Here is a 20250-nt window from a genome sequence, read left to right on the forward strand (position 1 = left end):
AGTGACTGAAATAAACAGAATACAGCTGTTAGACAAATTGATTTCTTTTGATACAACATCTTATAAAAGCAATTTAGCGTTTATTTTTTATGTTCAAAAATTATTTGAACAAAACGGTATTGTTACAGAACTGAATTTTAATGCAGAACAGAGCAAGGCTAATTTATTGGCCAGTGTGGGACCGCGTGATCAGGCAGGCATTCTCTTGTCTGGCCACTCAGATGTTGTGCCGGTAGAAGGGCAGCAGTGGGATTCGCCAGCCTTTGAAGCGACGCATAAAGACGGAAGAATTATTGGCCGCGGAACAGCGGATATGAAAGGCTTTTTAGCATGTGCCATCATCGCCATGTTGAAAGCTTCAAAATTAGAGCTCAAACGTCCGCTGCATTTGTGTATTTCTTATGATGAGGAAATAGGCTGTATTGGTGTACGTGGGATTTTAGATCAACTGGCTTCCACGATTATTTCCCCTATCTTATGTGTGATTGGTGAGCCGACCATGATGCAGTTGGCATTGGCGCATAAAGGCAAAACGGTATTCCGCGCCCGCTGCTGCGGTGAAGAGGGGCATTCGGCTTTAGCGCCTAATTATGTCAATGCGATCCATGTGGCCAGCCAGCTGGTGACTTCTTTGCAAACCATTCAGCAGAACCTCCGTCAACAAGGACATAAGGACGCTGGCTATGATATTCCTTACAGCACGGTGCATGTGGGTAAGATTAATGGTGGGACAGCGCTGAATATTGTACCGAACAGTTGTGTGGTGGATTATGAAATCCGTCATTTGGCGGAGGACAGCAGCAGTCTTATTCAAGAGCAGATATTAAGTCAAATACAGGATGACTTCCGCAGTCACATTGAGGTTGAAGAAGTCAACCAATATCCAGGGCTGAAAACCTCCAAAACCATTGAGGCGGTTCAGTTTATTCAAAGCCTGTTGCCAGAAGAAACCTCTATAGGCAATATTTCCTTTGGTACTGAGGGCGGATTGTTCCAAGGGGCGCTGCATTGTCCTGTGATGGTTTGTGGCCCGGGAGATATCGCTGTAGCGCATAAACCGAATGAATATGTAGATATAGATCAGCTGCAGCAGTGTGATATTTTCTTAGAAAAGCTTTATATGAGTTTAAGGGTATAATCAGCTTTGATTTATTATGCCTAAGTTATTTAAAATAAAACTTGTATTTATATTTGTTTTTAGATCATTATATAAAGGTAAATGCAGTATTTATTATAAATGCTGTACAGGTGCACATTTTAAAAAGGTCAGTTATCTGGCCTTTTTTATTGCTTAATTATTTCTGTATTAAGACCTCAATTTTTCAAAATTACTTATTCATTCAAAGTTCGCTATAACAAAGGAAATAGAACAGAATCATGCGAGTGGGGTATTGAATGGATTTTAATTGGTCTTATACATTCAGTTTGTTTTCACATAAAAACTTTTGGGCCGCAACTTGGACCGTCATTGAACTCAGCGTATTGGTTTGGGTGGTCGGCATTGTATTGGGCTTTGTACTGGCGTTGGGTAAACAATCTAGATTCAAGCCTTTGGCATGGTCGAGTGATCTTTATATTTGGTTCTTTAGAAGCTTACCGCTGTTGGTCCTGCTGGTATTTGTTTATAACCTGCCGCAAATTTTCCCAGCTTCCAGTGTACTTTTGGCGTCGCCATTTATTGCAGGTCTGATTGCTATGACTTTAAGTGAAGCGGCTTATATTGCAGAGATTCACCGTGGCGGTCTAACAGCAGTGCATAAGGGGCAAATTGAAGCAGGCAAAGCACTGGGCATGAAATATTCAGGCATTCAGCGTTTAGTAGTGATTCCACAAGCCTTTCGTGTTGCGCTACCAGCACTGGGCAATGAATATGTATCCATTGTAAAACTGACGTCTTTGGTTTCGGTCATTTCACTCACTGAAATTTTATTGGTCGGTCAGCGCTTATATACCCAAAACTTTTTGGTGATGGAAACTATGCTGGCTGTGGCTTTCTACTATGTGCTGATCGTGACCGTCTTTGGCTGGCTGCTCGGCTGGTTTGAACGCCGTATTGATATTATGAACCGTAAACCAGAGATGCTGGCGGAAAATGATCCGCTGCTGCAGCTGCCGCAAGCTTCTGTCCGTGCGCGTAAAGAGATCAATACTGAACGCAATGGCGAATATGCATTGGAAGCGATTGATATTCATAAAGCCTATGGGGAGCATGAAGTCCTGAAAGGGATTGATTTAAAAGTTAAATGGGGGGAGGTTATTTCCGTAATTGGGCCATCGGGTTCAGGTAAAACGACATTTATCCGTACTTTAAATGGCTTAGAAAGCTTGAATAAAGGTACAGTCAATTTATTGGGTCAGCCTTTCTTAAAAGATCAGGAATTAACTGAAGAATCGCCTGCATATAAACAGCAAATTGTAAATGTCGGAATGGTGTTCCAAAGCTTCAATCTGTTTCCGCACAAAACAATTTTGGAAAATGTCATGCTTGCACCGCTGTATCACAAGCGCGGTACGGTGCTGGATAACAAAGTTACGGCTTTAGCAATGCTGGAAAAAGTTGGTATGAAAATGCATGCCAATAAGTTTCCGCACCAGCTTTCAGGCGGTCAGCAGCAGCGTGTGGCGATTGCCCGTGCGCTAGCCATGCAACCGTCGATTATTCTGTTTGATGAACCGACTTCAGCATTAGACCCTGAGTTGGTCAATGAAGTGCTGAAAGTGATTGAAGAATTGGCACAAGAAGGCTTAACCATGATTATTGTGACCCATGAAATGCGCTTTGCCTTTAAAGTATCTGATCGTGTAATGTTTATGGAAAATGGTCATGTGGTATTAAATGATGCACCAGAAGCATTAATGCAGTCTGATAATGAACGGTTCCAAAAATTTATTGCCAAGGATTAACTTTTTATAAAACTTCTAAATAGTATTTCTATTTAAATGAAAGAAAGCAGTCATTATTGGCTGCTTTTTTCATATTTTAATCGCCAAATTTTAAATTCTATTTTTATAAAGCTTTGCATAAAAAAATCCAAATCGGATTCTGTATATGCTTGTTCTATATTCAAATGACAGATAAACATAAAGAGTTGGGTGGATGGGATATGAAAAATAAATCAATGTTCATTGGGGCTATTGTTGGCGGTTTACTATTGGCTGGCTGCTCGAAACAGTTAGAACCAACTGCAGATTCGGCAGCGCCGGCAGCAGAAAAACGTTTGGTCACTGTAGGTTCAGACCTGACTTTCCCTCCATACGAGTATTTGAAAGATGGTGTGCCTAGCGGTGTCAGCGTTGAAATTATGGAAAAGATCGCTGAAGTTGACGGTAGCTATAAGGCCGACTGGGTGGATACACGTTGGGCGAATCTGATCCCAGGTCTAAAAGGCGAAAAGTACGATATTTTATTTTCATCTATGTACATCACGCCTGAGCGTCTTGAACAGATTGATATGATCCCTTACTACAAAACAGATATTTCATTGCTGGTGCGTCATGATTCCAAGCTTGCACCAAAAGGGCCAAATGATTTGTGTGGAGCTGTAGTGGGCGTAATGAAAGGTACTGCGTTCTCAACTCAGGCACATGAAATTTCAGCGAAAAACTGTGTAGCAAATGGTAAGAAAGCGCTGATGATCCGTGAGTTTGAAACATCGCCGCAAACCACGCAGGCACTATTAGCGCATGCTGTAGAAATCCAATATGACGATGCCGCAGTCATGAAAGCGGCTGAAACCAGCTTAGCTGGCAAAGTGAAAATTACATCGACAGAACAATTCTTTCCGACAGTGGGCGGTATTGGCATCCGTAAAGGGGATACCAAAACATATAAGCTCGTTGAGGAAGGTTTGAACCGGATTAAAGCCTCAGGCGAATATGAAGAAATTTTGACTGCATATGGCTTAAAAGCACCGACTGAAGAAGACATTGCAGCAGTCATGAATAAATAAAAGCGAATAGGATGAGCAAATGTTAAATCAAAACCAAATTGAACAATTTCACCGTGACGGTTTTTTAGTTGTCGAAAATGTCGTAGATGCTGCGGAATTACAGGGTTTACGTCAGCAGTTGGAAGCATGGATTGACGAAAGCCGAGGCTTTGCTGAAGCTTATGGAGAAACCATTGATGGACGCTCGCGCTTTGATGTAGATCCTGCGGATCACAGCTCAGAACATCCAGCACTACGCCGTGTCAGTTCACCGACCGAAATTTCAGATGCATATTTTGAAACGGCCATTCATTCTAATATGGCGCAAATGGCTGGAGAGCTCATTGGAGGTAGCGGCACTCGTTTTCACCACAGTAAAGTGAATGCCAAACTGCCGCATACAGCGACCACTGTGAAATGGCATCAAGACTTTCCATTCACGCCACATACCAATGATGACATGATTACAGCGTTATTGATGGTGGGTGAGGTGACAGAAGACAATGGCCCGCTGCAGGTGATTCCGGGCAGCCATAAGGGCGAGCTGTATAACCACTGGCAAGATGGCCGTTTCACAGGCAAAGTGGAAGATGAAGTCGAGGCGGAGCAGTGCCAAAAATTTGTGTCTTGCACAGGCCCTGCAGGCTCAGTCTGTTTCATGCATACCCGTTTGCTGCATGCATCTGGTGCAAATAATACTGAGTTGCCGCGCTATTTATTCATTACGGTATATGCAGCAGAAGATGCGGTTGCATTGTCAGATAACCCGCTGCCAAGCGTGCACCAAGGGCAATTGGTTTACGGACAAGAAAGCGGGCAAGTGCGTATGACAGCGAATCAGTTGAAAATGCCGCAAAAACCCAAAGGGGCCTCTTTCTTTGTACAGCAAGCCGGTTTAGAAATGGCTTAACGAATTTAAAACCAGAGAGGAAAAAAGAGCTTCAATTGAAGCTCTTTTTTTTTGCTTTAGTTTTGTTAATCCATAAAGCTTGGATCTTCAGCTGCCAAAATTTCTTTCATTTCTTCGAAATGTGCGATGCTGAAATCTTCAATTTTTTCCCAATCCTGCGCTGTTTTTTCTGCCACAGCATCATCCAAAATATTTAAGGTTTGGCCAGTGGAATAGGCATGAATCAGGATTTGGCTTGAGCGCTCAAAGGTATACATATCATCAAAAGCCAGACCAATATCATGTGATCCGATCAGTACACCGTGGTTGCCCATCAGCAGTCGGGTATTGGTCTGCAGCAGCTGAGCAAGACGCTGACCTTCAGCGATTTGATCTGCCATGCCTGAATAATGTGAATCATAAGAAACACGGTTAAAGTAGCGTGCGCTGTTTTGCTCAATCGGCAGTAAGGTCGGATTTTTCAGGCAGGAAAGCGCAGTTGCATAAATCGGGTGTAAATGCATGATGACTTTAATATCAGGGCGCAGCTTATGAATTTGGCCATGAATGGCCCATGCGGTTGAGTCTATTTTGCCTTTTTCAAAACTGCCTGCATCATCGGCATGGACTAAGATTAAATCACTCGCCTTTACCTTAGAAAAATGTACCCATTTCGGATTTAGTAAAAAAGATTTTCCGTCCTCTGAAACAGCTGCACTGAAGTGGTTGGCGACTGCCTCATGCATGCCTAATTTTGCACTCAAACGCAGTGCTGCTGCGAGGTCTATACGAATTTGCTGTTCTGTTTTCATCATATTGCTCTGTTTAGAATATGAGAAAAGTCTATTACTGTTTAATCAAAAGCTTGCATCGCTTTTTTTGGAGTATTGCGTAGGAATTTCAAAATTACAATCTCGAAAAATCTCACGTATAACAGTTCTAAAACGTACATAAAGTACTCAAGGAGTGTTGCAGTGAGTGTAATGTTAAAAATGAAGCCATTAGTAGCAGCGGCATGTTTGGTTTGGGGTTTAACTGCCTGCAGTAAAAGTGCGGATACTGCATCATCAGCGGCATCGGCTTCTGATGCGGCAGCTGCAGGCCAGACCTATCAAATAGGCAGTGATATGACATTTCCGCCATTTGAATATATGGAAAATGACAAACCTGCTGGTTTTGACATTGATGTAGCCAATCAAATCTTTGCACATTCAAATGCTCAAGCAAATTTTATCGACAGCCGTTTTTCTAACTTGATTACGGGTTTGGAAGCGAAAAAATTTGATTTAGTGATGTCAGGTTTATACATCACCAAAGAGCGTTTAGAAAAAGTGGATATGGTTCCGTATTACATGACGACAGAGGCTTTGCTCGCATTGTCAGATTCTGAATTTCAGCCGAAAACCCGTGATGATTTATGCGGTAAAACGATTTCTGCGCAAAAAGGCTCAATGTTCCCAGAGCAGCTACGCCAAATGTCTGCAGAAAGCTGTGTAGCGAAGGGTAAAGCGGCTATCACCATACGTGAGTTTGATACCTCGCCTGAGTCAGTGCAGGCGCTGCTGTCTAAAGCAGTGGATGCGCATTATGACGATACCAGTGTAGCGATGAGCACTGCAGAAAAGCTGAAAGGCCGTGTTCAAATCAGTTCGACAGAGCAATTTTTCCCAGTTTTAGGCGGTATTGCGATCCGTAAGGGAGATACAGCCATGCTGGAAAAAGTCACCCAAGGTTTGGATGCCATGAAACAGTCTGGTGAATTTGACAAGCTGCTGGTGAAGTACAACTTGCAAGCGCCTAGCGCTGAACAAATTGCGAAATACATGCCGAAATAGGCATAGATCGATCCTCTAATTTCATTCTCCTATTTTCCTAGCTTCGTTTAAAGCGAAGCGCTGCAGGGGCTTTTGCAAAAAAGCCCGCAGTACACACTTGACTTAACAACAGGTATAGAGATTTAAATAATGCAAAAGAAAGCTTTAAATTATTGTGTTTCATTGTGGCTGTTGGGGTGCGCGGCTACACCTGCTATGGCTGCAGATTTATCCATTGGGGATCCAAAAACTGACTTAGGGGAATTAAAACTCTCAGGGTTTTTAAGAGCGAAATACCAAGACAAAAGCTGGACGGAAAATGATCATAAGTTGACCTTCGATGCAGCGCGTATTAACTTGGACTATACCTCACCGAAAATTTTTGGTCATTTAGAGTATCGCTGCTATCAGTACAATAAGCTGTGCGATTTTTCCACATTGGTCGATGCTTATGTAGGCTATAACATTAACGACAGTCATTTGCTTCAAGCAGGTTTGCAGCCTGTGCCGTTCGGGCCGGGGCGCTTTTGGGAAAGCAACTATTATGGCGGGGTCATTACACAGATTGGCTTAGAAGACGTACATAATGTCGGGCTGAAATACCAAGGCAAGTTTGATACAGGTACGCAAGTGGAATTGGCTTACTTTACTGGAGATGGTGGCAGCTACAGCGGCCCTTATTCAGAAGATGCCAGCCGTTACACCACTAACTTCGTTAAACCCGAAGATTCTAGCCTGACCCATTTAGATGAACAGAATATGTTTATTGGCCGTGTAAAGCAGGAAATCCGAAGCCTGCCGGAACCGATGAAAGGGAACATTGGCGCATCGTATTGGCAGTCGGATATTGAAAATAAAACCAATGGTCTAACGGGTGACCGTCAAGCGTGGGCGGTATTTGGCGATGTCAGCTATAACAACTTAGGCTTTGGCTTAACATTGGGTAAAAATGAAGTTGATAACAAAGATCCGCTGACGCCAAAAGAATCTTTAATGGGTTCATTTGATGATAATTTTATGGTGGCAAATGAGGGGATGTTCTATACCGCAGATGTCAGCTACAAGTTTAAGAATGTAGGCAAGCTGGATGCTGTTATGCCATATGCGATGTACAGCAGCTATGTGAAGTCTGAAGATGGTTATGACGATTCATCGCGTCATTTGGTGGGAGTTGCAACCTACTATAAAAATATGAGTTTTGTGGCCGAATATATTATGGGTAAAAATGACTTCCTGATTGGCGGCCCGAGTAGCTCGTATGCGCAAGGCGGCGATGATGATACGCATGAACTGTTGAATCTGCAGTTCTATTACAATTTCTAAGTCAGATACTTTCGATTAAACTCACACCGTATAAAGCAATTTATACGGTGTTTTTATCTGCCTGAAATTTAGTTTTTGCAGTGCTGTTCAGGATACATGTGGAATTTACGTATCAAGTTTGGTGAATTTTGTTTCAATCGCTGAATATTGAGTTCGATGATGAATTACGAACAAGCAGAAATGAGCAGGAGGTATTTGAAAAGCTTCATATCACGAAGTACGGGATCAGACTTTATCTGAAAATTTGCATTAAATTTTGTTGCGCAAATTAAAATGGTTTCGGGAGAGTTTGCAATATCAATAACTACTTGGATATCGATTACTATTTTATCTGGACACTTTTGTTTGCTTTATCTTTGAATGGGATTACACAAAACTGTGGAATATTGATTAAAATTAGGCTTATAACAGTAAAAACCATGGAAAAAGCACCATTGAGTAGAATAGTGCTCTTTGTATTTGTGTAAGGTTTTGAAATTTATTGATAAAATAAATTGATTTCTTATAACGTGTATTATGTTTATTTTAGGGAAATAACTAATTTGAAAGGGATTTTTAATGGATCTTTATCATAGAAGAGTGCTTTTAATTGGAGGATTTTTACTATTTTTATTAGATTTCTTTCATAAGTCATTTTTCACTCAGCTCCAAGTTATAAATTCCAGCAATTAGATTGAATCTTAATGCTAGTCTTTTGCCTCGATTGCGATATCGCTCAGCAAGAATTTTGAAGGTTTTCAAACTGCCAAATACATGCTCAATTCCAATTCTTCTTTTATTGATTTCCTGATTATAGATTTTTAGTTCGGAATCCAGTTTACAGCGCTTCTTTGCTTTTAATGGCAACAAGCTATTTGGATACACTGTATAAATTCCCTGATAACCCTTATCCGCAAGGATAAATGCACCTGCAGGAATCTGATTCAAGTTACGTTTGAAGAGTTCGAAATCATGTACGGCACCACGACTCGTACATAAACTCAGGATTTTTTGAGTTTGATAATGAATGATGGCCTGTACTTTGAAAGTGTGGGTCTTTTTCTTGCCGCTATAGCTTTTCTTCTGTTTTTTTAGGCCTTTGGATTGGAATTTCTGTGGCATCCACGATCACAACATTCCAATCGATGCCTTCGCCCTCGGGTAAATCTTTGGGTAAATTAAAGAGATTGGACCGAATCAGGCAGTCTTCAACATGACGGACAATTCTTGAGGCTGTGGGCTCTGAAACCCCGTAGCTCGTCGCAACGTGAAATAAGGTTCGGTATTCCCGCCAATAGCTTAGACAGAGCAGAACCTGGTCTTCCAGGCTTAACTTGGGCGGTCTGCCTTTGGCAGGGACATGTTTCTTCAATTGCTCAACCATCAAATAGAAAGTTGACCATGAGATGCCTGTGTATCGCTTGAACTGAGGATCAGAAAGCTTGTTTGAATCGATGTATTTCATCCGCAGATTATGCACGAATGCTAAGAAATCCGGAGTGCAAATATTAACCAAAAGAAGATCGTTTTTTGATTTATGAAAGAGATCTATTATTAATTTTTAATATTTTATTTTCTATCTTTGTATCAAAAATGGTAGATAAACAATATGAACAAGGAAACTTTAAAGTCGGAGAAATTTGTTATCTCGGTTATAAGCCTTATTCAAGAAAATCTACAGGAGCATATACCTCGATAGATAGTTATTATTTTTTAGTTGATGGTTTAAAGAGCCAGAACTTCGTTAGACCCTATTTTCCATTTAAAAAGCAATTTCCAAATTTTATAAAAAAAATGGATAGAACAAAATGTTATAAAGCTGAATATTTAGAAGTAAATATTTTCTTCTACAAACAGAGGGGGATATATCAATTAATTGATTTTAATGACTTTATTTTACGGGTTTATGATGAACCCTCTATAACTTCTAAATGAATAATTCTATGAATCGAGCCTTTTATCATCGATTGAACATAATGGCGATTATACGAAATGCGGAAGTTAGAACCAATTTAAATGGGACAAGTTAGATATGATTCACTGCCATTAATTTGTTAGATTTTAGGTCCATCATTAGAAGAATATGCAGAATAGTTTCAAAGCTGTTAACACTAAAATGAAGGAATAAAAAAGAGGCGACCAACGCCTCTTTTCAGTTTTATAAATTAAGCTACCTCGCCTAAACCTTTCGGTATGCCGTTACGACCTGGGAAGTCTTTCGCAAGCTTGCGCGCATTTGGCATTTGCAGCCAGAGGCGTAAAAGTTTGCGGCGCTTATCAGCTTCATCATAATCTTCAAATGAAGTGCGCGAATGCATGACACAGTAGTTATTACAGAACTGAATATCGCCCGGTTCTAACATCATATCGAGCCTTAAGCTTGGATCATGGCTAATTTCATCAAAAATATTCAGGGCATCCATTTGTACTTGGGACAGTGGAACGTTTCTGCGGTCATGGCCTAATTCAATATAATAGCGTAAGTAGCGGCAGGCCAATTTACCGTCAAAATAACTGAAAATCGGACTCAGTGAAGGTTCGGTTTCTCCCAAATGGTCATACCAAGCTGGGTGATAGTAATAGCCTAAGTATTCGGGATATTGTTCTAAAATACGGTTATAAACCGTAGATGAGCTGACAATGCTGCTGAGGCCGCCAGTTTTAGCTTTACGAATTGAGAGCAGACCAACGACATCACTTAAGTCCGCATGGTAGGGCAAATAGCTGTTGGTTTCATAAACACGGGTCATTTTTTTGCTTTTATCACCTATGTTTTCGACATAACCAATGAGGTCGCCGCGTGCATTTTGTGTCACGCTGTTTCCCATGTATAAACCCATCAAATAGTAAATATTGCTCATTTCAAGTTCATTGTATTTTTCTGGGTCTAAACCGCGAATCACAATGAAACCGTAGCCGTTTTCCAATTCATTAGAAATATAGGCAATTTCCTTTAAAAAAGCGTCATCCTGAATGACGACATCCGATTTTACAAAATTGGGCGCAGCTAAGTTTTTTGCCGCCAATACTTGCAGGCTGTGATCAAAAATGCTTAATACATGTGGTGATAAGTGGTAGATCCAATCGGTTTTTTCGGCAATCTCTGCCCCGATCCATGCACACTTATCTGTAATTTTTGATTTTAAAATGGTGGTCATCATATCCTCAATTTTGAAATGGTCAGAGCAAAGCTGAACAGAGATTGAATGAAAAATGCACACATAAATGGAGAGAGATTCATGTGTGCATAAAGGTAGAAATTAGGCGGTGTTTTTGAGTAGATTTTTATCGGTTTGGTATTCTTGGTATTTACGTTGAATATCAATGTGTTCAGCGATGTATTTAGCATCATGCCAAACGCCCCAAATAAAGCTTGAACCGCGACCAGTCAAATAGGGCAAACCAAGGAAATAGATCCCGCGTTCATCTGAAATGCCTCGTTTATGTTTCGGTTTTTTTTGCTCATCAAAGGCATTGACTTGCAGCCAGTCAAAGTCATAACTGAAGCCTGAAGCCCAAATGACGCTCGTAATGTTGGCGGCTTGCATATCCAGCTCTAAAATCGGCTGCGTTACGCATTCTGGGTTAGGCAGCAGCTGACGCGCTTGCGGTTCAGCAGGCAGGTCGAGGCCATTGGCACGCACATATTCATCTGCTTGGTCGTAAAAGGCATGCAGCGCAGCATCACCAGATTCAAGGTTTTGTTTCAGGTCAGCTTTGAATTGAATTTTTTGACCGTCAAATGAATCGGTCATGCCCAATAGGGTAATGCCTTGTTTTGCTAAGGCGCGGAAATCAATATTTATACCGCCATGCGCGCCGCTTACGGCTAAACCTTTGAGCGGCCCTTTATCTGTACGCATAAAGTCCCAGCCGCCAAGTACGCCTAGCCACCATACATTGTCACGGTTGCGGTAAGTACGCGGCGGACGTTCATGTTGACCGATAGATAGATAAACTTTTTTACCAGAACGGTTGATTTCATCTGCAATCTGCACACCAGAAGAACCTGAACCAATCACTAAAACAGCACCTTCAGGCAGCTGCTGCGGGTTTTTGTATTGGTCTGAATGGATTTGGTAAAACTCAGGTTTTTGCAGAGCGACGGGAGGAATCACTGCTTTTTGAAATGCGCCTGTTGCTGATACTAAGCGCTGCGTATAAATCGTGCCTTCGGAGGTTTCTACTGTAAACCCAAGGCGCTGATCGGTTTTATAAACTTTGAATACTTCAACACCGGTATGAATCGGCAAGTTAAACTTTTCTGCATAGTTTTGGAAATAGTCTGCGACTTGGTCATGATGAATAAAGCTGTCAGGGTCCGCGTCAAATTCCATATTTGGAAAGCGGTCATGCCAGCAAGGGCCATTTGCGAGTAATGAATCCCAGCGGCGTGTACGCCAAGCTTCAGCAATACGGTTTTTTTCCAAAACGACGTGAGAAATGCCTAGCGCATTTAAATGCTCACTCATCGCAACTCCTGCTTGGCCTGCACCCACTACAACCGTATCCACAGTCAAATTATTTAATTTCATATTATTCATCCTTCCTACATGCACGCTGGTGTAAGTACGCTGTATTTAGCCCAGTGCTGAAACTTTTTCCGTTTCATACCTAGACATCTGTTTCGATGAATTGACTATAGATAGTGGTAAAGAAAAGAGAAAATCATATAAGCAAAACAAGTGCATCAAAAAAACCGAATTGCTTGCACAGCGTGATTTTCATATAAAAGGCACAAGAAATTTAAGTTTGTAATTTTGATTTATTGTTCAAAAAAACAGTTTTAAAACATTGGTTGGGCAATAAATCATTCAGTAAAGAAGGGTACAAAATGAAATCACGAGCAGCTGTCGCATTTGGTCCAGGCCAGTCACTGAAAATTGTAGAACTGGATGTTGCTCCGCCGCAGGCAGGAGAAGTCTTGGTTAAAATTACCCATACTGGTGTTTGCCATACCGATGCTTTTACGCTGTCAGGTTCAGATCCTGAAGGTATTTTCCCTGCGGTGCTGGGGCATGAGGGTGCGGGCATTGTGATTGAAGTCGGTGAGGGCGTGACCAGTTTAAAACCTGGTGATCACGTCATTCCATTGTATACAGCTGAATGCGGCGAGTGCTTGTTCTGTAAATCAGGTAAAACTAACCTGTGCGTGTCGGTACGTGCAACACAAGGTAAGGGTGTGATGCCAAACGGTACAACACGTTTTTCATATAATGGCGAGCCTATTTACCATTACATGGGCTGTTCAACCTTTTCTGAATATACAGTTGTGGCTGAAGTTTCTTTGGCTAAAATTAACCCTGAAGCGAATCCTGAACACGTTTGTCTGCTGGGCTGCGGGGTAACAACAGGGATAGGCGCAGTGCATAACACAGCTAAAGTGCAAGAAGGCGACACGGTTGCGGTATTCGGTTTAGGCGGTATCGGTTTGGCAGTGGTGCAAGGTGCGCGCCAAGCCAAAGCAGGCCGTATTATTGTGGTGGATACCAACCCTGAAAAGTTCAAGCTTGCAGAAGAGTTTGGCGCAACAGACTTTTTAAACCCTAAAGATTATGAACAGCCGATTCAGCAAGTGATTGTGGAAATGACAGGCTGGGGAGTTGATCATTCCTTTGAATGTATCGGTAATACCCATGTCATGCGTTCGGCGCTTGAGTCTGCACATCGTGGCTGGGGACAGTCCGTGATTATTGGTGTAGCAGGAGCAGGGCAGGAAATTTCAACACGCCCATTCCAGCTGGTGACGGGACGCACGTGGAAAGGTACAGCCTTTGGCGGGGTAAAAGGCCGCAGTCAGCTGCCGGGCATGGTAGAAGATGCGATGAAAGGAGAGATTCAGCTCGAACCATTTGTGACGCACACCATGGGCTTGGAACAAATTAACGAAGCTTTTGATTTGATGCACGAAGGAAAATCGATTCGTACCGTAATTCATTTTAGTGAATAAAGTTTCAGTCTTACCTAAAAGCCCTGAATGATTCAGGGCTTTTTTGATTGTGGATTCAACTGTCATTTAAAAAATGCATTGAGTTCACTCATTTTCGGCAAGTGATCAAAGCTTTGATCTGCTTCAGAGGGTATTTGCCATGCAGTTTTAGAACTGAGGCAAAAGTTTAATCGGGTTGATATGGCAGGGCTTTGATCTAATAGGCCGAGTGGAATCCAGATCCAATCGGTATTGCGTACAGTATTTGGAAGTGGAGAGCCACAATGAGAACAAAAGCAGGAAGTAAAACCTGAAGCTTTATAAAAGCTTTGAATCTGTTCTTGGCCTTGGAGCCATTGAAAAGCGCTGCAGTGGATAAGTGATGCGGCATTTGCACCCGTACCGCTTTGTTTACGGCATAAACTGCAATGGCAATGATAAATGGTATGGATGTCTTGCAGTATCTGAAATTGGACATCGCCGCATAGGCAGCTGCCGTTATAGCTCATGTTTTTGCTGATCTTGTTATATATGAGATTTATTTTTAAGTTTTTTACACATTTTTCGCAAGTTCATAAGCGCATAAAAAAAAACCAATGCTGAAAATGGGTCAGCATTGGTATCAGGAGGGACCTTTAAAAATTAATGGTCAAGCCATGAACGGAAATTCATCCTCAGGCAGGGCATCGCCTGTCTGTAATTTGTCGATCAAATGCGGATATTGTGGAGAGGTTTTTCCGCCTCGATCGACATAAACGGCATCATCGCCTAACCAGCGGAAAGAGACCGCACGGCGTGCATGCTGTTTCGAGCTATTGCCTGGTGCGCCGTGTATAGTCCGAAAGTCAAAGGCAATCGCATCACCGGGTTCCAGTTCCCAGCCGAGAATGCTGTAGTCCTCACGGTGAGCGTCAATATCTGGCAGCATCTCTTCTTTAGCGCCTTCATGTTCATAATATTCGCCATTAAAGCCCTGAGCTTTAAAGTGTTTGCCCCAGAGATGTGAACCCGCCACAAACTCAATACTGGACTCGCGTGAAATCGGATCAAGCGGAATCCATAAGCTTAAGGTTTGCTTTGCATTTACAGGGTAATAAGGCGCGTCATGATGCCAAGGTGTCACTTTTGCTGAGCCAGTACCTTTTACCAAAACATGCTCATGAAACATACGTACCGCTTGCGCATTCATAATGTTTTTTACAATATCGGCCGCGGGGCTCTTACGAATAAATTGGTCAAAAGCCTCAATTCTCTGCCAATTGCAGTAGTCCGCCCAAAAGCGGCCCTCTGTTTGCCCCGGCGTATAGTCACGAAACCATTGACCTGGGTTTTGTTCATTGACGGCAACGCCTTGTTCCAAAACATCTATCCAATCTTTAAAAAGACCGCGCAGAATCACTACGCCATCTCGTGCAAATATTTGCTGCTCTTCTTTGAACATGAACGGCTCCTGAGAAGTAAATACCTATATGCCTATCATCAAAACTTGGGGGAATGATGATGGAAAAAATATAAGCTTTTGCCTGAGCAGACGAAATTCATCTTTTTCAAATGAGAGATTTGTTTTTTTGGAATTACGTTGTAGACAACTTGTATCTCACTTTAATTAATCTTTTGTTGATATTCTCAATTTTTCCAGAACATTGACATCGTAGAGGTCTCCAGTTCGAGTCTGGATATACCTACCAAGATTTGTTGTTAAGTCAACACATTAAAGCCCACTGTAAAAGTGGGCTTTTTTATTGCAAAAAAATATTTATAGAATTAAGCAACTTTTATATTTTTTGTCATTAACTCTACACCCGTCGCTTTCTGAATGTGTTCCAAACTTACATCTTTAGCAAGCTCAACAAGCTCAACTCCAGCAGGGGTAATATCTAAAACTCCAAGGTCTGTGATCACTCTGTTGACCACACCTTTACCGGTTAATGGAAGCGTACACTGTTTTAAAATTTTGGGATTGCCATCTTTTGCTGAGTGCTCCATGAGAACAACAATTTTTTGTACACCTGCAACCAAATCCATTGCACCGCCCATACCTTTGACTTTTTTACCCGGGATCATCCAGTTGGCTAAGTCACCGCTTTCTGAAACTTCCATCGCTCCTAAAATTGCCACATTGACATGACCGCCGCGAATCATAGCAAAGGATTCAGAACTGGAAAAAAAGGCAGCACCTGAACGTGCCGTCACCGTTTGTTTTCCAGCATTAATTAAATCTGCATCAACGGTTTTTTGCGTTGGAAACTCACCAATACCCAATAAGCCATTTTCAGATTGAAGCCAGACATTCATATCATTAGGTATATAATTTGCAACCAGCGTTGAAAGGCCAATTCCTAAATTTACATAGAAACCATCTTCAAGCTCTTGTACTGCGCGCTGCGCCATTTCATTACGTGTCCAAGCCATGATTTAAGCCTCCACTTTTAGGGTCATTTGTTCAATGCGTTTATTGGGCGCAGTATTGAGTACCAAGCGGTTGACATAGATGCCGGGTAAATGGATATCATCTGGATCTAGCTCACCAATTTCGACAATCTGCTCAACTTCAACCACCGTCATTTTGCCGGCCATTGCACATTCGGAATTAAAGTTTCTCGCAGTTTTCTAAAGATTAAATTGCCAGCTTTATCTGCTTTATAGGCTTTAACCAAGGCAATATCTGTGGTGATGGTCTGTTCTAAAATATAGTCTTTACCGCCAAAGTTACGGACTTCTTTACCTTCCGCAATTAAAGTACCGACACCCGTTTGAGTAAAAAAGGCTTGGTTGCGAGGTCTTTAAAACAAACCCATTGCAGAGTAATGATTAACTATTACTAATTTTTGTTGCTTAATACAGATTTTAACAGTGGTTACTTTTTTGGTTAACTCAACTTATAAACTAAGAATAATATTCATAAAAAACATATATATAAATTCTTATGTGATGCGTAATATACGCATCACATAATAATGCTTATTTTTGATATAATTTAGATAATGGGGATCATTATGCTGGTTTATAAAAATTTATGAGTCTTACGGAAACACAAGTACGAAAGTCATATCCAAAAGAAAAAATTTACTTTTTAGCTGATGATGATGGTTTAAGCTTAAAAGTCGATCCTAATGGAAAAAAGTCTTGGAGTTATCGATATTCAGTTGCAGAAACGGGTAAAAGACCACGAGTCACTCTAGGTACATATCCTGAGATGAATCTCAAAGAGGCTAGAGTGGCCAGAGACTCCTATAAGGCAACTAAATTTTCTACACAAAATTTAGTTCAGGAGAAAATTCAAACTTTTAAAGTTGTTTGTGAAGAATGGTTAGAGTTTAAAACAAATAATTCATTTAAAGATCAACCACGTGGTGGTGTAATCCAATTGGCGAATGCATGTTTAATAAATGACATTTATCCCGTTATTGGTGATATAGATTTTAGCAAAATTAAAAGAACTGATTTAGTTAAGGTAATTAAGCAGATTGAAAATAGGGGAGTTAAGGAACCTGTAAAAAAAGCGTATAGCTATTTAAATCAAATCTATGATTTTGCAGTTGCAATGGGATACTGTGATTATAATCAAGCTTATGGTCTCAATAAAATATTATTGAAAGGGAAATTAAAGAAAAATTATCCCTATTTAAAAGATGAAGAAATTTCTAATTTTATTCTTAGAATAACTCAACTAAATACAGATCCAATTATAAAAAAAGCAATCCTATTTAAATTATATACTGGAGTCAGGGGGGCAGAGTTATTGTCTGCAGAACCTCATCATTTTGATTTTGACAACAAAATTTGGAAAATACCTGCTTTACATATCAAGCAATATCGTCGAAAAGTGATAGCAGGTTATGATATTCCAGATTTTTTAGTCCCGTTATCATCGCAAGCGGTGAGCATTGTTAGATCTGCACTAGAGTGGTCACAAGGCGATCGTTATGTTTTTGCCAGCCCAAAAATTAAAGATAAGCCATTGCATTTTAACACAATAAATTCAGCCATTCGTAAGATGGGATACAAAACAAATGAGCTATCCTCACACGGTTTAAGATCAACATTCAGTACTATTTTAAATGATTCTGGCTTATTTCAAGATAGTTGGATTGAGGCTCAGCTTTCACATGTAGATAAGAATAAAACACGTGCTAGTTATAACCATGCAGATTATATTCAACAAAGAGCTGATATGATGCAGTGGTGGGGTGACTATTTAGAAAATAAATCAAAATCTAGTTTATAGGTAATTTAAATTAAACTATTTTGATTTAATAATAAATTTTAAACCAAATGCATTTAACAACTTATTTATAGAATCTAATGTTGGATTACTATCAGGTTGCTCCATTTTCTGTAAAGTCTGTGGTGCTATTTTAGTAATTTTACTCATTTCATTTAATGTTAAATGTAGTTCTTTTCTAATGTATGATGCAATCTGGTAAATTTGCCACTCAGGATTGTTATTTATATTTTCTAATACTTGTAAGCGTTTATTCATTTGCTCGATTGCCGTCATAGGCTTATAACGTTTATCCATTAGAAAGCTCCTGAATCTGTTGGCATATATTCAATATACGATGATGACTATTTTGTAAAATCTCATCATCTATATTTATTTTTTTCATTTCATCGAGCAAATTTTCATACAGTGGCAATTGTTGAATCATTGTATGTTTAATTTCAGTTGAATCTATTCCTGTACATTCTTCTATTTGCGTTATGACAGATCCCCATATAGGCATTCCTCCATGGTCATCTTTTTCCCAACGTGTAGTACGTGCAATTCCGTCAGGATGAAGCCACATTGGTGCAAAATCGAAGAGGGGTGTTAATTGAATTGTACCGTCATTTAAACGTTGAATTGCGGTATTACGGGTATGATTATCTTTATTTCCTAATGCAACATTAGTAATATCTCGTTTCAAATATTCAAAAATTTCAGCTTTTGGTGATGAGCAACATTCCATGATCAATGTACAGATTTGATTATGTGTCATTTTAACGCCGAAGCCAGCTTTACCACTTAAAGAGGCTAGGCTTTCTTGTGCAACTCTTTCGACTTTACCATTGATAATTTGGCGATCAAAACGTGGAATAAATAGCGTTCTCTGGTGAAGTTCCAAGTCCTTGAACACTCTTAGACCTAAATACCGAGCTATTTTCATGTAAATTGCTTCATGTAACAGTATTTTTTCCAGTTTTTGATCATTTCCACGACTAAATTTAACTAGCCAATGCTTTGCTGCTAGTTCATCTGGAAGACTGTGATCTAAATAAAACAGACCATCATATCCTTGTGTTAGTAATAGTTTAGGCCATTCACCTTGAACACCTGAAGAACCAGCAACAAATAAGCCATATGATGCAAGTGACTCAATGAAATCTTCTTTCCTTTCAATTATTTCGCTTAGGCTAAATCCACGAGGTTTCACTGTCGGAAAATGATCTTGAAGCCAGTCATAAGCTTCTTTAATTCGTAGATTACCAATAGGATTACCTGCCCCAGATTTCAGTAGGGGCCAATCAGCTTGTTCTTCTGCATTAATTGAAAAACCCAGCTGATTTAAAAGCTCCTTTCGCCCATAACCTTGAGGTAGCAAGTCCATGAGAAATGCTGGCCATTGGTTTTCTAAGTTGTTTTGTACATTGACTGGAAATTGGAATGATAGAGCATGACCATCCCTTAAATCCATATGTTCAATAGCATATTCAAATAAGTATGACGTTCGTGTAGATGCTCTCCAGCCTTGCTCTTGATTAGCAATTAATTCAACGATAGCGCAATCTTGCCATTCGTTATTTTGAAAAATTTGAAGTGTGCAATATTGATTCATATATGTATTAAAATAAAATATTAGTTTCTATTTTGGCTATATTTATTTATTATAGTAGATATATATTAAATTTCCTACTCTGATTTAGAATCATTTAATTTGCACTATAAGTAATCATTTTAAACGTCATAACTTGTCGTATTGCTAAATTACTAACTTCTTTATGCAATTTTTTTGATTAAATATTCAAAAGGAGAAAATAAATGGAATAACTTAATCCATCTGATCGGCTTTGTTGCACAAAGATTTGAAATACAAAGCCCCCTAATTGAGCCAAATTTAAGGCGTAACTTGGGTAAGTGGTCGACCTAATTCCGTAAATCTGTTGAGGACTGCTACACGTGCATGAATTTCATTCACCTGACTAGAAAAGCTTCTTGCCATTAATTTATCACCTAATAATTTGATGCAATGCATCTTGGTTTCCACCAAACTGCGGCGATGATAGCCGGACCATTTTTTCCATAATGTCCTGCCTAAACGTTTAACTGTTCGAAGTAATTCATTTCGCGCTAGCGAGCTGATCTTTGTATCTTTCCATGGTTTCGCATTTTTTCTAGGTGGAATC

At 40.3% G+C, this 20250-nt stretch carries 20 protein-coding genes and 1 pseudogene; 9 read left to right on the forward strand and 12 right to left on the reverse strand.

Annotation, left to right across the window (positions count from 1 at the left end; translation table 11 throughout):
• Window position 1: 1 nt before the first annotated feature.
• The 4 genes from argE (at window position 2) to FTU34_RS13435 (ending at window position 4839) form a co-directional block, all read left to right on the forward strand.
• Entirely contained in the window at window positions 2-1138 is a 1137-nt protein-coding gene (gene argE / locus FTU34_RS13420; protein WP_180035912.1) for an acetylornithine deacetylase, read from the forward strand.
• A gap of 257 nt (window positions 1139-1395) precedes the next feature.
• Entirely contained in the window at window positions 1396-2904 is a 1509-nt protein-coding gene (locus FTU34_RS18060) for an amino acid ABC transporter permease/ATP-binding protein (protein WP_180035911.1), read from the forward strand.
• Window positions 2905-3104: 200 nt separating this feature from the next.
• Window positions 3105-3950, forward strand: coding sequence for a transporter substrate-binding domain-containing protein (locus FTU34_RS13430; RefSeq protein ID WP_180035910.1), 846 nt, complete (start codon window positions 3105-3107; stop codon window positions 3948-3950).
• A gap of 19 nt (window positions 3951-3969) precedes the next feature.
• On the forward strand, window positions 3970-4839 hold the full coding sequence (locus tag FTU34_RS13435; protein ID WP_180035909.1) for a phytanoyl-CoA dioxygenase family protein: 870 nt from the start codon (window positions 3970-3972) through the stop codon (window positions 4837-4839).
• A 65-nt stretch (window positions 4840-4904) separates the two neighbouring features.
• Here the strand turns inward: FTU34_RS13435 and FTU34_RS13440 are convergent, their stop codons facing one another.
• Window positions 4905-5633 carry a class II aldolase and adducin N-terminal domain-containing protein gene (locus FTU34_RS13440; protein WP_249682337.1) on the reverse strand — a complete coding sequence of 243 codons (729 nt, stop codon included), beginning with the start codon at window positions 5631-5633 and terminating at the stop codon, window positions 4905-4907.
• Between the two features lie 168 nt (window positions 5634-5801).
• On the opposite strand from FTU34_RS13440, the gene FTU34_RS13445 reads away from it, so the two are divergent.
• Window positions 5802-6653 carry an ABC transporter substrate-binding protein gene (locus FTU34_RS13445; RefSeq protein WP_180035916.1) on the forward strand — a complete coding sequence of 284 codons (852 nt, stop codon included), beginning with the start codon at window positions 5802-5804 and terminating at the stop codon, window positions 6651-6653.
• Window positions 6654-6782: 129 nt separating this feature from the next.
• On the forward strand, window positions 6783-7955 hold the full coding sequence (locus FTU34_RS13450; RefSeq protein ID WP_180035908.1) for a hypothetical protein: 1173 nt from the start codon (window positions 6783-6785) through the stop codon (window positions 7953-7955).
• A gap of 630 nt (window positions 7956-8585) precedes the next feature.
• Here FTU34_RS13450 and FTU34_RS13455 read toward each other — a convergent pair.
• Both FTU34_RS13455 and FTU34_RS13460 read right to left on the reverse strand, forming a co-directional pair.
• Entirely contained in the window at window positions 8586-9056 is a 471-nt protein-coding gene (locus tag FTU34_RS13455) for an IS5/IS1182 family transposase (protein ID WP_039254797.1), read from the reverse strand.
• Window positions 9004-9399 carry a transposase family protein gene (locus FTU34_RS13460; RefSeq protein WP_071851480.1) on the reverse strand — a complete coding sequence of 132 codons (396 nt, stop codon included), beginning with the start codon at window positions 9397-9399 and terminating at the stop codon, window positions 9004-9006. Before FTU34_RS13460 ends, FTU34_RS13455 begins: the two co-directional genes overlap by 53 nt.
• Window positions 9400-9527: 128 nt before the next feature.
• Between FTU34_RS13460 and FTU34_RS13465 the strand changes: the two genes are divergently transcribed.
• On the forward strand, window positions 9528-9869 hold the full coding sequence (locus tag FTU34_RS13465) for a hypothetical protein (RefSeq protein ID WP_180035907.1): 342 nt from the start codon (window positions 9528-9530) through the stop codon (window positions 9867-9869).
• A gap of 230 nt (window positions 9870-10099) precedes the next feature.
• Here FTU34_RS13465 and FTU34_RS13470 read toward each other — a convergent pair whose 3' ends face one another.
• Both FTU34_RS13470 and FTU34_RS13475 read right to left on the reverse strand, forming a co-directional pair.
• Complete coding sequence (locus FTU34_RS13470) at window positions 10100-11092, reverse strand: TauD/TfdA family dioxygenase (protein WP_180035906.1); 993 nt, start codon at window positions 11090-11092, stop codon at window positions 10100-10102.
• 102 nt (window positions 11093-11194) lie between these two features.
• Window positions 11195-12469: an NAD(P)/FAD-dependent oxidoreductase gene (locus FTU34_RS13475; protein ID WP_180035905.1), complete on the reverse strand. Its 1275-nt coding sequence runs from the start codon at window positions 12467-12469 to the stop codon at window positions 11195-11197.
• 299 nt (window positions 12470-12768) lie between these two features.
• Here FTU34_RS13475 and FTU34_RS13480 point away from each other — a divergent pair, with 299 nt between their 5' ends.
• Entirely contained in the window at window positions 12769-13884 is a 1116-nt protein-coding gene (locus FTU34_RS13480; protein ID WP_180035904.1) for an S-(hydroxymethyl)glutathione dehydrogenase/class III alcohol dehydrogenase, read from the forward strand.
• Between the two features lie 62 nt (window positions 13885-13946).
• On the opposite strand, the gene FTU34_RS13485 is transcribed toward FTU34_RS13480, so the two are convergent.
• The 4 genes and pseudogenes from FTU34_RS13485 to FTU34_RS13500 form a co-directional block, all read right to left on the reverse strand.
• A complete protein-coding gene (locus FTU34_RS13485; protein ID WP_180035903.1) occupies window positions 13947-14372 on the reverse strand; it encodes a GFA family protein in 426 nt (141 codons plus the stop codon).
• Between the two features lie 140 nt (window positions 14373-14512).
• A complete protein-coding gene (locus FTU34_RS13490; protein ID WP_180035902.1) occupies window positions 14513-15304 on the reverse strand; it encodes a phytanoyl-CoA dioxygenase family protein in 792 nt (263 codons plus the stop codon).
• Between the two features lie 323 nt (window positions 15305-15627).
• Window positions 15628-16275, reverse strand: a complete 648-nt coding sequence (locus tag FTU34_RS13495) for a 3-oxoacid CoA-transferase subunit B (RefSeq protein ID WP_180035901.1) — start codon at window positions 16273-16275, stop codon at window positions 15628-15630.
• Window positions 16276-16278: 3 nt separating this feature from the next.
• Window positions 16279-16631: pseudogene (locus tag FTU34_RS13500) on the reverse strand (CoA transferase subunit A); the annotation flags it as partial.
• A 248-nt stretch (window positions 16632-16879) separates the two neighbouring features.
• Between FTU34_RS13500 and FTU34_RS13505 the strand changes: the two are divergent.
• A complete protein-coding gene (locus FTU34_RS13505; RefSeq protein ID WP_111886099.1) occupies window positions 16880-18091 on the forward strand; it encodes a tyrosine-type recombinase/integrase in 1212 nt (403 codons plus the stop codon).
• Window positions 18092-18106: 15 nt separating this feature from the next.
• On the opposite strand, the gene FTU34_RS13510 is transcribed toward FTU34_RS13505, so the two are convergent.
• The 3 genes from FTU34_RS13510 to FTU34_RS13520 all read right to left on the reverse strand — a co-directional run.
• Window positions 18107-18385: a helix-turn-helix domain-containing protein gene (locus FTU34_RS13510; protein WP_004871362.1), complete on the reverse strand. Its 279-nt coding sequence runs from the start codon at window positions 18383-18385 to the stop codon at window positions 18107-18109.
• Window positions 18378-19682 (reverse strand): type II toxin-antitoxin system HipA family toxin, encoded by a 1305-nt coding sequence (locus tag FTU34_RS13515; protein WP_078194290.1) that lies wholly within the window; start codon window positions 19680-19682, stop codon window positions 18378-18380. Before FTU34_RS13515 ends, FTU34_RS13510 begins: the two co-directional genes overlap by 8 nt.
• Window positions 19683-19961: 279 nt before the next feature.
• Window positions 19962-20250: transposase (locus tag FTU34_RS13520; protein WP_373686023.1), on the reverse strand; the 289-nt coding region annotated here is incomplete at its 5' end.

This window comes from Acinetobacter sp. YH12094 (assembly GCF_013419295.1).
GTDB classification, from domain to species: domain Bacteria; phylum Pseudomonadota; class Gammaproteobacteria; order Pseudomonadales; family Moraxellaceae; genus Acinetobacter; species Acinetobacter amyesii.

Excerpts from the sequence above, each read along its gene's own strand:
- FTU34_RS13435 (WP_180035909.1), top strand. The coding sequence starts at position 3,970 with ATGTTAAATCAAAACCAAATTGAACAATTTCACCGTGACGGTTTTTTA.
- FTU34_RS13430 (WP_180035910.1), top strand. The coding sequence starts at position 3,105 with ATGAAAAATAAATCAATGTTCATTGGGGCTATTGTTGGCGGTTTACTA.
- FTU34_RS13490 (WP_180035902.1), bottom strand. The coding sequence starts at position 15,304 with ATGTTCAAAGAAGAGCAGCAAATATTTGCACGAGATGGCGTAGTGATT.
- FTU34_RS13475 (WP_180035905.1), bottom strand. The coding sequence starts at position 12,469 with ATGAAATTAAATAATTTGACTGTGGATACGGTTGTAGTGGGTGCAGGC.
- FTU34_RS13480 (WP_180035904.1), top strand. The coding sequence starts at position 12,769 with ATGAAATCACGAGCAGCTGTCGCATTTGGTCCAGGCCAGTCACTGAAA.
- FTU34_RS13515 (WP_078194290.1), bottom strand. The coding sequence starts at position 19,682 with ATGAATCAATATTGCACACTTCAAATTTTTCAAAATAACGAATGGCAA.
- FTU34_RS13450 (WP_180035908.1), top strand. The coding sequence starts at position 6,783 with ATGCAAAAGAAAGCTTTAAATTATTGTGTTTCATTGTGGCTGTTGGGG.
- FTU34_RS13485 (WP_180035903.1), bottom strand. The coding sequence starts at position 14,372 with ATGAGCTATAACGGCAGCTGCCTATGCGGCGATGTCCAATTTCAGATA.
- FTU34_RS13445 (WP_180035916.1), top strand. The coding sequence starts at position 5,802 with ATGTTAAAAATGAAGCCATTAGTAGCAGCGGCATGTTTGGTTTGGGGT.
- FTU34_RS13510 (WP_004871362.1), bottom strand. The coding sequence starts at position 18,385 with ATGGATAAACGTTATAAGCCTATGACGGCAATCGAGCAAATGAATAAA.
- FTU34_RS13505 (WP_111886099.1), top strand. The coding sequence starts at position 16,880 with ATGAGTCTTACGGAAACACAAGTACGAAAGTCATATCCAAAAGAAAAA.
- FTU34_RS18060 (WP_180035911.1), top strand. The coding sequence starts at position 1,396 with ATGGATTTTAATTGGTCTTATACATTCAGTTTGTTTTCACATAAAAAC.
- FTU34_RS13460 (WP_071851480.1), bottom strand. The coding sequence starts at position 9,399 with ATGAAATACATCGATTCAAACAAGCTTTCTGATCCTCAGTTCAAGCGA.
- FTU34_RS13495 (WP_180035901.1), bottom strand. The coding sequence starts at position 16,275 with ATGGCTTGGACACGTAATGAAATGGCGCAGCGCGCAGTACAAGAGCTT.
- FTU34_RS13455 (WP_039254797.1), bottom strand. The coding sequence starts at position 9,056 with ATGCCACAGAAATTCCAATCCAAAGGCCTAAAAAAACAGAAGAAAAGC.
- FTU34_RS13470 (WP_180035906.1), bottom strand. The coding sequence starts at position 11,092 with ATGACCACCATTTTAAAATCAAAAATTACAGATAAGTGTGCATGGATC.
- FTU34_RS13465 (WP_180035907.1), top strand. The coding sequence starts at position 9,528 with ATGGTAGATAAACAATATGAACAAGGAAACTTTAAAGTCGGAGAAATT.
- FTU34_RS13440 (WP_249682337.1), bottom strand. The coding sequence starts at position 5,633 with ATGATGAAAACAGAACAGCAAATTCGTATAGACCTCGCAGCAGCACTG.